At 65.8% G+C, this 11,141-nt stretch carries 8 protein-coding genes; 3 read left to right on the top strand and 5 right to left on the bottom strand.

Annotation, left to right across the window (positions count from 1 at the left end):
* Positions 1-20 precede the first annotated feature (20 nt).
* Both CFB89_RS30895 and CFB89_RS30885 read right to left on the bottom strand, forming a co-directional pair.
* A complete protein-coding gene (locus CFB89_RS30895; protein ID WP_089471269.1) occupies positions 21-1,610 on the bottom strand; it encodes a DUF3472 domain-containing protein in 1,590 nt (529 codons plus the stop codon).
* A gap of 581 nt (positions 1,611-2,191) precedes the next feature.
* The gene (locus CFB89_RS30885) at positions 2,192-3,652 is read right to left on the bottom strand and encodes an efflux transporter outer membrane subunit (protein ID WP_089471268.1); all 1,461 of its coding nucleotides are present in this window, start codon (positions 3,650-3,652) and stop codon (positions 2,192-2,194) included.
* Positions 3,653-3,730: 78 nt separating this feature from the next.
* Between CFB89_RS30885 and CFB89_RS30880 the strand changes: the two genes are divergently transcribed.
* The 3 genes from CFB89_RS30880 to CFB89_RS30870 all read left to right on the top strand — a co-directional run bounded on the left by CFB89_RS30880 (position 3,731) and on the right by CFB89_RS30870 (position 8,692).
* Positions 3,731-4,348 (top strand): TetR/AcrR family transcriptional regulator, encoded by a 618-nt coding sequence (locus CFB89_RS30880; protein WP_089471267.1) that lies wholly within the window; start codon positions 3,731-3,733, stop codon positions 4,346-4,348.
* Positions 4,349-4,430: 82 nt separating this feature from the next.
* Entirely contained in the window at positions 4,431-5,555 is a 1,125-nt protein-coding gene (locus CFB89_RS30875; protein WP_089471266.1) for an efflux RND transporter periplasmic adaptor subunit, read from the top strand.
* Positions 5,552-8,692, top strand: coding sequence for an efflux RND transporter permease subunit (locus tag CFB89_RS30870; RefSeq protein ID WP_089471265.1), 3,141 nt, complete (start codon positions 5,552-5,554; stop codon positions 8,690-8,692). Before CFB89_RS30875 ends, CFB89_RS30870 begins: the two co-directional genes overlap by 4 nt.
* A 135-nt stretch (positions 8,693-8,827) precedes the next feature.
* Here the strand turns inward: CFB89_RS30870 and CFB89_RS30865 are convergent, their stop codons facing one another.
* The 3 genes from CFB89_RS30865 to benC form a co-directional block, all read right to left on the bottom strand.
* Complete coding sequence (locus tag CFB89_RS30865) at positions 8,828-9,226, bottom strand: RidA family protein (RefSeq protein WP_089471700.1); 399 nt, start codon at positions 9,224-9,226, stop codon at positions 8,828-8,830.
* A 107-nt stretch (positions 9,227-9,333) separates the two neighbouring features.
* The gene (gene benD, locus CFB89_RS30860; protein ID WP_089471264.1) at positions 9,334-10,110 is read right to left on the bottom strand and encodes a benzoate diol dehydrogenase BenD; all 777 of its coding nucleotides are present in this window, start codon (positions 10,108-10,110) and stop codon (positions 9,334-9,336) included.
* Positions 10,107-11,129: a benzoate 1,2-dioxygenase electron transfer component BenC gene (gene benC, locus CFB89_RS30855; RefSeq protein ID WP_089471263.1), complete on the bottom strand. Its 1,023-nt coding sequence runs from the start codon at positions 11,127-11,129 to the stop codon at positions 10,107-10,109. The genes benD and benC overlap by 4 nt, the downstream gene beginning before the upstream one ends.
* Positions 11,130-11,141: the final 12 nt, after the last annotated feature.

The following is an 11,141-nucleotide window of genomic DNA, read 5'->3' as shown; positions in this document are numbered from 1 at the left end:
GGGCAACGCCCGGTCGTTCCTCATTTCCGACACGACCAGTCAGTCTGGCACGGCGTCCACGCGTTACTCAAATATTTGAAAAGCTTTGACTGGCCTTTGACGACGGTGATGGCCCCCGAGCCATATGCCACCGTCACGCGATAAGTAGAACGCACGCTGACCCTGATCGTTGCGCCCTCAACGGCATTGGAGGGGAAATTGATCTGACCGACCCAGTGTCCATCGCCGGTAACGATATGCACGTAGTCGCTATGTTGGAGCAAAGTACGAAGATAGTTGCCCGCACCGTCCAGTTTGTTCAAGTCTGGCTGCGAACTCACGGTCACATTAGGAAGACGATCGCTCCACTCGCCGTACGAGTAGAGGAAATTCTTTGTCGAACCTTTATCGAGTTTTATATTTTCACCATTGACAACGACGTTGACAGGCCATGTCGAACGTATGGCGGCCTGCACGACCGCTCCGTCCACTGTCGTGGCCGGAAGATTGATAGCGCTGACCCAGCTGCCGTCGGCAGTGGTAATTTGCATCGATTTCACAGGGCTGTTAGCTAACACGCCGTGAATAAAAGCACCGCTGGCATCAAGCTTGTCGAGATTTTCCTGGCGGACCATTTGATCCGAAAGCGCCATCATCGGATTAACGTTATAACTGGGCTCTTTATTACCCAGATACGACCAGAAATAATTATCGGAACCATTTTTCGGAAAATACCAATAACGCCCGTCGGGCCCCAGGGCTTTCAACATGAAATAGTCTGCCCCGCCGGTGGTCGAATTCGGTTTCGCGAAAATTGCGCCGATCCGTCCTCGTCGATCGAAGTCCCCCCAATTTTGCGGGCCATTGCCGAGTCCGATTTGATGAACGAGCGTCGAACCGACCTTGTCGGACCGTGTACCGAAGTTGACCCCGTCCTTTGCTCCCGCCAATTGCTGCAGTGTGCACGGCGCGCCGAACGTTCCGTAGGCGCGCGCGGTCACTTGCGTCGTCCTGCCCACACCGTTGTCGGAACTTGGCGGACCGAATGCAGCCCGCGCATAGGGAATACTCTCGCAGCGGCGACTGTTGACGAATACTTCGGTAAACGTCGTTACATTCTTCCGCAGCTTCCCCCATGCGGGTGCCCCCTCGATCTTGCCCAAACGCCACCGAGCAGAGGTAGTCAGATCGGTGACCGATACCTCCCACCAGGCACCTCCCGAATTTTCGAGTCTGAATTGGTAATCGTGCCCGGGCTGCCAATCAAATGGTGCGATGACGTGTTGCCCGGTTCCTTCACCACCAAACCGCTCCGCGACAGCGCCCTCCATCAACGCAACCGACGAGGCGGCATTCCAGATGGAGAAGATGATCTTCTTGGTATCCCCCACCCGCTGCAGGCCGAGATAGCCAATAGGTCCGGTCTCGAACCCAAACTGTTGAGCCCAAAAAACATAGTTCTTGCTGCCCGGATCGCTTTGAATATTGAACGAGAAGTCAATACTCGAATTATTCCCCTTGCTCAACACAAAACTGCCGGACGGAGTCGTGGTCAATCCCCACGAAGCAGAGGTTGCAAACAGGCTCGCACAGGCGAGTGCGCGCAAGAGGGTGCCGGCTGATTTTTTCATGCTTTATATTCTTGATAAGTTGGCGACGTGCCGCTCGAACAGCACATAGGACGCGTACGAAACCGATCGATCTCAATTTGGCAGTCGAGACCGTCAATTCAATCGCACCCGAAATAATTTATCACGCGAGAAAATATCGTTATCTCAAATACAAAGCGGCGAATAGCGACGTGAATGGCGAGCCGATGCCCATGCAAAAGGAATCAATACCCGGATCGGCACGAGTTGGAGATCGCGCGTGACGCCGTAGATGAACGAGTAGCCAGACCACCGCGGAAGTCAGCTACGCGTGGGGGAATCAGGCGGCGCCGGTATCGGAGCACCACGTGAGGCGGTTGCGAGGCGTGATACATGGTGTCGGCACGTGACGCGCAGGGCTTTCCACGTGATGCCGACTGAATCACCTGTGCGACGTTTGCAATCCGCCCCTGATGACATTCACCGGTGGGCCGCCGCACGCGTGCGCGACGTCGGTTCAGGCACAGGTGCCGCTTCGGCGGTCTGCGTGGTCGGCGCAAACGGTCAGATGCAATCCCGACGCGGCGATGACCGTCGTGATCACCGCGGCTTCGACGCTCCCGCTACCGGCTCGCAACAGCCTGCGCTTCCGGCGCCTGCCATCCACCGCCGAGCGCCTTGAATGCGGCGACCGCCGCGCGCGCCGATTCGGTTCGCGCCTGCACGCGCTCGTCCGATGCGCGCAGCAGGCTTTCGTCGGCCTGCAACACTTCGATCAGGCTGACCACCCCTCTCTGGTAAGCCGCAAACGACGCGGCCCGCGCGCGGCCGAGCGAATTCACGCCGTCGCCGAGAATGGCCGCCTGCTCGTCACGCTTGACGAGCGCGGAGAACGCATTCTCGACGTCCTCGGTCGCATGCAGCGCCGCGAGCCGATACGCGGCCAGCATTTCGGCATCCTGCCCTTTTGCCTGCGCGATCTGCGCACTGATCCGGCCGAAGTCGAACAGGCGCCAGCGCAAGCCGAGCACGCCGGCAGCCTGGTTCGCGCCGCCGGCAAACAGGTTGCCCGCGCCCATCGTCGTCGCGCTGCCGATCAGCCCGCTCAGCGAGAACTTCGGGTAGTACTCGGCGATGGCCGCGCCGATGCGCGCGTTCGACGCCGCCACGCGCCGCTCGGCGACGATCAGGTCGGGCCGGCGCCGCAGCAGTTCGCCGGGCGTGCCCATCGCCGCGATCCGCGGTGCGACCGGTACGTCGCCGCCGGCAAGCAATTCCGCGCGATGCGTGCCGGGCTGCGCGCCGAGCATCACGTCGAGCGCATTCATCGCCGCGTCCAGCGCCGCTTCGAGCACCGGCACCGTGGCGCGAACCTGCGCGAGCGCGCCTTCGGCCTGCCTCACCTGAAGCTCCGCCGCGAGGCCCTTTCCATAGAGCAGGTTGAGCGTCGACAGCAGATCCTGCTCGGTCCGCACCTGGCGCCGCGCGACGTCGAGGCGGCCCTGCAACCCGCGAATCGTGATGTAGGTATCCGCGGTTTGCGCGGCGACGGCCAGCCGCGTCGCGACCGACGCCGCTTCGGACGCCTGATAGTCGGCGAGCGCCGCTTCGCGGCCGCGACGCAATCCGCCGAATACGTCCAGCTCCCAGCTCGCGTTGAGATCGGCCTCGTAGTCGGTGCCATGACGGTCGAAACCGGGCGTCGCATTCAACACTTGCCCCAACGGTGTTTCGACCGACTGGTAGACGCGCGCCGCCTGGCCGCTCACGTTGCCCGACGGCAGCAGCGCCGCATTCGCCGCACCGAGCCCCGCGCGCGCCTGCGTGACGCGCGCCGCGGCCTGCGCAAGGTCGAGGTTCTGGGCGAGCGCCAGCGTGATGTACCGCGTCAGTTGCGGGTCGCCGAAGCCCGTCCACCACGTCGCGAGATCGGCATCGGCCGCCGCGTGGCGCTGCTCCACGGCGCGCTGCCCCTGGAACTGCTCCGGCATCGCCACGTCCGGGCGCACATAGTCGGGACCGACGGCGCACCCGGCCGACAAGAGGGCGGCCAGCGCCGCGGCAACGATGGGTTTGGGTAGCATGAGGGGTTTTAGCAAGAATCCGGTAGTGACTATAATACCAAATAGTCACTCGTTGTCCATTCCTGTCCGTTGCAGCTCATGAAAAAAATCGACCCTTCCCCGGCGCCCGCGCGCGGCCCGGCCGACCACGACGTCCGCGACCAGATCGTGGCCGCCGCCACCGAGCACTTCAGCCGGTACGGCTATGAAAAGACGACCGTGTCGGACCTCGCGAAGGCGATCGGCTTCTCGAAGGCCTATATCTACAAGTTCTTCGAGTCGAAGCAGGCGATCGGCGAGATGATCTGCGCGAACTGCCTGCGCGAGATTGAGACGGACGTGCGCGCGGCCGTGGCCGCGGCGGACCTGCCCACCGAAAAGCTGCGACGGATGTTCAAGGTCTTTACCGAGGCGAGCCTGCGGCTGTTTTTCCGCGACCGCAAGCTGTACGACATCGCGGCCTCGGCCGCGACCGAAAACTGGCAGTCGGTGCAGGCCTACGAGGCGCGCGTGCAGACGCTGTTGCAGGACGTCCTCCAGGAAGGCCGGCAGAGCGGCGAGTTCGAGCGCAAGACGCCGCTGGACGAAACCGCGACGGCGATCTACCTCGTGATGCGGCCGTACCTGAACCCGCTGCTGCTGCAGTACAACCTTGACACGACCGACGCCGCGCCCGCCCAACTGTCCAGCCTCGTCCTTCGAAGCCTCGCGCCGTGATACGTCACCGATTGTGACTATTGACTATATTGGTCACTAGATACACAATGAAAGCCCCGCTCACTTCGTCATTGGGTCTTTCATGGTTCGGCGTCGCCTCGCTTTCTTCGCAGTCGCTTCCGCACTGCCCCTCGCGCTAGCCGCCTGCAGCGGAAAAGCGCCGTCCGACCCGCGCACGGAGGCGCCGCTCGTGCGCACCGCCGTCGTGCAGGCGGCCGCTCCCGCGTCCCGCTCGTTCACCGGAACCGTCGCCGCGCGCGTGCAGAGCGATCTCGGCTTCCGGGTAGCCGGCAAGGTGCTGGAGCGGCTCGTCGATACCGGGCAAACCGTACGGCGTGGCCAGCCGCTGATGCGGCTCGACCCGATCGACCTGAAGCTGGCGGCGCGTGCCCGCGACGAGGCCGTCGCTGCCGCACGGGCCCGCGCGCGGCAAACCGCCGAGGATGAAGCCCGTTACCGCGACCTGCGGGGCACCGGCGCGATATCGGCATCCGCGTACGACCAGGCCAAGGCCGCGGCCGATGCCGCAAAGGCGCAACTGAGCGCCGCCGAGGCCGACGCCGACGTCGCGCGCAATGCGACCGGCTATGCACAACTCGTCGCGGATGGCGATGGGGTGGTGATGGAAACGCTCGCGGAACCCGGCCAGGTCGTCAGCGCGGGACAGCCGGTGGTGCGGCTCGCGCACGCCGGCAGCCGCGAGGCCGTGATCCAGCTGCCGGAAACCCTGCGTCCGGCGATCGGGTCGATCGCGCAGGCCGCGCTGTTCGGCAAGCCGGACGCCGGCGTCCTCGCGACGCTGCGCCAGCTTTCCGATACCGCGGATCCGAGAACGCGGACATTCGAAGCGCGCTACGTGTTGCAGGGCGCGCTGGCCAATGCCCCGCTCGGCGCGACCGTCACGATCCGCATCGCGGACGACGCGCGCACGGCTTCGCAACGCGGCATGCAGGTGCCGATCGGCGCGCTGCTGGACTCGGGCAACGGGCCCGGCGTGTGGGTCGTCGCCGGCGAACCGGCCAAGGTGACGTGGCGGGCGGTCAAGGTCGCGCATCTCGACGACGACAGCGCGCGCGTATCCGGCGACGGCGCACTCAAGCAAGGCGAGCGCGTCGTCGCGCTCGGCGCGCAGTTGCTGCACGAAGGCGAAGCGGTGCGCGTGGCCGCGCCGGCCGCCACCATCGCGAGCGAAGGAGCACGGCCGTGAGCGAACGCCGCTTCAACCTCTCCGCGCTCGCCGTGCGCGAGCGCGCGATCACCCTCTTCCTGATCTGCCTGATTTCGCTGGCCGGCCTCGTGTCGTTCTTCAAGCTGGGCCGCGCGGAAGATCCGGCGTTCACGATCAAGGTGATGACGATCGTCACCGCATGGCCGGGCGCGACCGCGCAGGAAATGCACGACCAGGTCGCCGAAAAGATCGAAAAGCGCATGCAGGAGTTGCGCTGGTACGACCGCACCGAAACCTATACGCGCCCCGGTCTCGCGATCACGACGCTGACGCTGCTCGACAGCACGCCGCCGTCGGAGGTGCAGGAGCAGTTCTACCAGGCGCGGAAAAAGATCGGCGACGAGGCGACCAACCTGCCGGCCGGCGTGATCGGCCCGATGGTCAACGACGAATACGCGGACGTCACGTTCGCACTGTTCGCGTTGAAGGCCAAGGGCGAACCGCAGCGCCTGCTGGTGCGCGACGCCGAAGCGTTGCGTCAGCGGCTGCTGCACGTGGCGGGCGTGAAAAAAGTCGACATCATCGGCGAGCAGGCCGAGCGCATCTACGTGCAGTTGTCGCACGACCGGCTCGCGACGCTCGGCGTGAGCCCGCAAGACGTATTTGCCGCGCTCAACGGCCAGAACGTGCTGACGGCGGCCGGCTCCGTCGAGACGCGTGGGCCGGAGATCTTCATTCGCGTGGACGGCGCGTTCGACAAGCTGCAGAAGATCCGCGACACGCCGATCGTCTCGCAGGGCCGCACGCTGAAGCTGTCGGACATCGCGACCGTCGAACGCGGCTACGAAGACCCGTCGACGTTCATGATCCGCAACAACGGCGAGCCCGCGCTGCTGCTCGGCATCGTGATGCGCGACGGCTGGAACGGGCTCGACCTCGGCCGCGCGCTGGACCGCGAAGTCGGCGCGATCAATGCGGGGCTGCCGCTCGGCATGAGCCTGACCAAGGTCACCGATCAATCCGTGAACATCCGCTCGGCCGTCGACGAGTTCATGGTCAAGTTCTTCGCCGCGCTGCTCGTCGTCATGCTGGTGAGCTTCGTCAGCATGGGCTGGCGCGTGGGGCTCGTGGTCGCCGCGGCCGTGCCGCTGACGCTGGCCATCGTGTTCGTCGTGATGGCCGCCACCGGCAAGAACTTCGACCGCATCACGCTCGGCTCGCTGATTCTCGCGCTCGGGCTGCTCGTCGACGACGCGATCATCGCGATCGAAATGATGGTCGTGAAGATGGAGCAAGGCTACGGGCGGGTGGCCGCGTCGGCCTACGCGTGGAGCCATACGGCCGCGCCGATGCTGGCCGGCACGCTCGTGACCGCGGTCGGCTTCATGCCGAACGGCTTCGCGCGCTCCACGGCCGGCGAATACACGAGCAACATGTTCTGGATCGTCGGGATCGCGCTGATCGCGTCGTGGGTCGTGGCGGTGGTGTTCACGCCGTACCTCGGCGTGAAGATGCTGCCCGAGTTCAGGAAGATCGAAGGCGGCCACGACGCGATCTACGACACGCCCCGCTACAACCGCTTCCGCCAGCTGCTGACGCGCGTGATCGCGCGTAAATGGCTGGTCGCGGGGTCCGTCGTCGGCCTGTTCGTCCTCGCCATTCTCGGCATGGCGGTCGTCAAGAAACAGTTCTTCCCGATCTCCGATCGCCCCGAGGTGCTCGTCGAGGTGCAGATGCCGTACGGCACGTCGATCTCGCAGACGAGCGCCGCCGCGTCGAAGGTCGAAGCGTGGCTCGCGAAGCAGAAGGAAGCGCGGATCGTCACCGCGTACGTCGGCCAGGGCGCGCCGCGCTTCTATCTGGCGATGGGGCCGGAGCTGCCCGATCCGTCGTTCGCGAAGATCGTGGTGCGCACCGACAGCCAGGACGAACGCGACGCGTTGAAGGCACGGCTGCGCCGCGCCGTCGCCGACGGCCTCGCGCCGGAAGCACGCGTGCGCGTCACGCAACTCGTGTTCGGCCCGTATTCGCCGTTCCCGGTCGCGTACCGGATCACCGGCCCCGATCCGGACACGCTGCGCGGCATCGCGTCCGAGGTCGGGCACGTGATGAACGACAGCCCGATGATGCGCACGGTCAATGCCGACTGGGGCACGCGCGCGCCGACGCTGCATTTCACGTTGCAGCAGGATCGCCTGCAGGCGGTCGGGCTGACGTCCAGCGCGGTCGCGCAGCAGTTGCAGTTCCTGCTGACCGGCGTGCCGGTCACCGCGGTGCGCGAGGATATCCGGACCGTGCAGGTCGTCGCGCGTTCGGGCGGCGATGCGCGGCTCGACCCGGCGCGGCTCGACGACTTCACGCTCGCCGGCGCGAACGGGCAGCGCATTCCGCTGTCGCAGGTCGGCAAAGTCGACGTGCGGATGGAGGAGCCGATCATGCGCTGGCGCGATCGCGTGCCGACGATCACGGTGCGCGGCGACATCGCCGACGGTTTGCAGCCGCCGGACGTATCGGCCGCGATCACGAAGCAGCTACAGCCGATCGTCGCGCGGCTGCCGAGCGGCTACAGGATCGAAGAAGCCGGCTCCATCGAGGAATCGGGCAAGGCGACGACGGCGATGCTGCCGCTGTTTCCGATCATGCTCGCGATCACGCTCGTCATCATCATCTTCCAGGTGCGCTCGATCTCGGCGATGGTGATGGTGTTCATGACGAGCCCGCTCGGGCTGATCGGGGTGGTGCCGACGCTGATCCTGTTTGGGCAGCCGTTCGGCATCAATGCGCTGGTCGGACTCATTGCGCTGTCGGGGATCCTGATGCGCAACACGCTGATCCTGATCGGGCAGATTCATCAGAACGAACAGGCCGGACTGGACCCGTTCCATGCGGTCGTCGAGGCGACCGTGCAGCGCGCGCGGCCGGTGATCCTCACCGCGATGGCGGCCGTGCTCGCGTTCATTCCGCTCACGCATTCGGTGTTCTGGGGCACGCTCGCGTACACGCTGATCGGCGGCACGTTCGCCGGGACGATCCTCACGCTGGTGTTCCTGCCGGCGATGTACGCGATCTGGTTCAGGATCGGGCCGGGCCGTGCCGCCGGCTCGGATCGCGGCGCGCATGAACCGGCAGCGCCGGGCGAGCCTGCGCTTCAGTCCGCGGTCGACGCGCGCGATTGATCCGTCCGCCATTCGTCGTGCCGGCCGGCCCGATCGATTCGGGCCTGCGCAGGCAATTCCGGCTCGCGCGACGGGTCGATCGACGAAACCGCCCTATCGACGGCAAGCGCGGCACCGGGGAACGATGCCCATCGATCACCGCCGTGGCACCGCCACCGCCTTGATCTCGACGATATAGCCGGGTGTGCCGCCGAGCATGTGCGCACCGACGGCCGTCCACGCCGGCCGCGGATGCGCGTGGAAATAGCGGTCGCGCACCTGCATGAACAGCGGCAGGTCGCGCATGTCGGTATGGAAAGTCGTGAGGTCGACCACGTCGGCGAACGACGCACCGGCCGCGTCCAGCACGCGCCTCAGGTTCTCGAACGCCTGCACGATCTGCGCTTCGCGATCCTCGACAAGTTGCATCGCCGTGTCGCGGCCGATCTGGCCGGACACGTAAACCGTATCGCCGACCTTGATCGCCGGCGCATAGCCGATTTTTTCGTATACGGCTTCCATGCCGGCGGGAATAATCGCTTCGCGTGTGCTCATGAGGTTCTCCATGGCCGGGCTCGCCGCGCCGGCCGGTGATGTGACGGTCATCGTGCGCCCGGCCGCGGCGCGCTCACGGTGAAGCAAGCAAGTCGGCAACGCGCCCTTCAACCCGTATCGCCACCCGCGACCGGCAGCACCGTGCCGGTGATGTAGCTCGCCTCGTCCGACGCGAGAAACAGGATCGGCGCGATCTGCTCGTCGAGGCTGCCGTAGCGCTTGAAGTACGTCGAGTCGGTCACCTGCCGCACGGCCTCGGCCATCCACGCCTGTTCCTGCCCGGTGTCGCCGGCCGCATTGCGCGGTACGCGGCGCGGCGGCGCGCTGGTGCCGCCCGGCGCGGTGGCGACGACGCGGATATTGTGTTCCGCATACTCCATCGCGAGCGCCGACGTCAGCGCGTTCACGCCGCCTTTCGCCGCCGAGTACGGCACCCGACGGATGCCGCGCGTCGCATTCGACGAGATGTTGACGATCGTGCCGCCGCCGCGCGCGACCAGGTGCGGCAGCGCGGCGTGACACGCATAGAGCGTCGGCATCAGTGAGCGGCGGATTTCCGCGTCGATCTGCGCCGGCTCGAACTCGGCGAACGGCCGCATCCGAATCGCGCCGCCGACGCCGTTGATCAGGATGTCGATGCCGCCGAACCGCCGCACTGCATATGCGACCGCAGCATGCGCGCCCTCATGGGTTTCGAGGTCTGCAACGAAGCCCGCCGTCTCGCCGCCGGTCGCCTCGGCCGCCACCTCGGCGACGAAATCGGCGCGATCGACGAACAGCACCCTGCCGCCCTCGGCCGCCGCGCGCAGCGCGACACCGCGGCCGATGCCCTGCGCCGCGCCGGTGACGACGAGGATCTTGCCGGAGAATCGTTGCATGATCATGCCGCCTTTACCGTGACGTTGGGGGTGAACTTCTCGTAGTGGAAGCTGTTCGGCTTCACGCCCGCGTCGTCGAAATACTGGCGCACCGCATCGACCATCGGCGGCGGGCCGCACAGATACACGTCGACGTCGCCGTCGTTCAGCGCGTCGGCCGGAATGTGCTGCGTGACCCAGCCCTTGCGTGCGTGGTTCGATGCCGCATCCGCAACGACCGTCGCGAAGCTGAAGTTCGGCAGTTTCGCCGCCAGCGCTTCTATCGCGTCGACCAGCACGAGATCGAGATCGCGCGTGACGCCGTAGATCAGGTGCACCTTCTGCTGCGACCCGCTGCGCGCGAGCACGTCGAGCATCGACAGGAACGGCGCGAGGCCCGTGCCGCCCGCGAGGAACAGCAGCGGCCGCTGCACGTCGCGCAGGTAGAAGCTGCCGAGCGGCCCGTGCAGTTCGAGCGTATCGCCGGGTTTCGCCGATTCGAGCCACGTGCTCATCACGCCGCCGGGAATCTTCTTGATCAGGAAACCGGCCTTCGCGTCGCCCGGCGCGGACGAGAACGAATACGAGCGATGCTGGCCGCTGCCCGGCACGCCGATGTTCACGTACTGCCCGGGCAGGAACGCTGGCGCGCTCGCGCCGACGTCGAGTTCGAGCACGACGGCCGCATCGTTGTGCTGCTCGACCTTCGTGACCGTGGCGGCAAAGCTGCTCTGCCCCGTCTTGCACGCGACCGACGACGTCGGCACCGCGATCACGCAATCGCTGTGCGGCACCATCTGGCACGTCAGCACGAGGCCGCCGTCTTTTTCGTCCTCGGTGAGCGCATCGTCGATGTAATCGTCGCCGAGGTCGTAGCGGCCGCTTTCCGCGCGGCACTTGCAGGTGCCGCACACGCCGTCGGAGCAATCCATCGGCAGGTTGATCTTCGCGCGAAAGGCCGCGTCGAGCACCTTCTCGCCGGCCTTGCAGTCGATGAAGCGGGTCACCCCGTCCTCGAAATTCAATGCAATCTTGTAGCTGGACATCGCGTCACCTCC

Source organism: Burkholderia sp. AU16741 (assembly GCF_002223345.1).
GTDB classification, from domain to species: Bacteria; Pseudomonadota; Gammaproteobacteria; order Burkholderiales; family Burkholderiaceae; genus Burkholderia; species Burkholderia sola.
The sequence above is the reverse complement of the archived record's forward strand: the minus strand, read 5'-3'. Positions and strand labels throughout refer to the sequence as shown.

Coding starts and splice junctions, on each gene's coding strand:
- CFB89_RS30895 (WP_089471269.1), bottom strand. CDS start 1,610: ATGAAAAAATCAGCCGGCACCCTCTTGCGCGCACTCGCCTGTGCGAGC.
- CFB89_RS30885 (WP_089471268.1), bottom strand. CDS start 3,652: ATGCTACCCAAACCCATCGTTGCCGCGGCGCTGGCCGCCCTCTTGTCG.
- CFB89_RS30880 (WP_089471267.1), top strand. CDS start 3,731: ATGAAAAAAATCGACCCTTCCCCGGCGCCCGCGCGCGGCCCGGCCGAC.
- CFB89_RS30875 (WP_089471266.1), top strand. CDS start 4,431: ATGGTTCGGCGTCGCCTCGCTTTCTTCGCAGTCGCTTCCGCACTGCCC.
- CFB89_RS30865 (WP_089471700.1), bottom strand. CDS start 9,226: ATGAGCACACGCGAAGCGATTATTCCCGCCGGCATGGAAGCCGTATAC.
- benD (WP_089471264.1), bottom strand. CDS start 10,110: ATGATCATGCAACGATTCTCCGGCAAGATCCTCGTCGTCACCGGCGCG.
- benC (WP_089471263.1), bottom strand. CDS start 11,129: ATGTCCAGCTACAAGATTGCATTGAATTTCGAGGACGGGGTGACCCGC.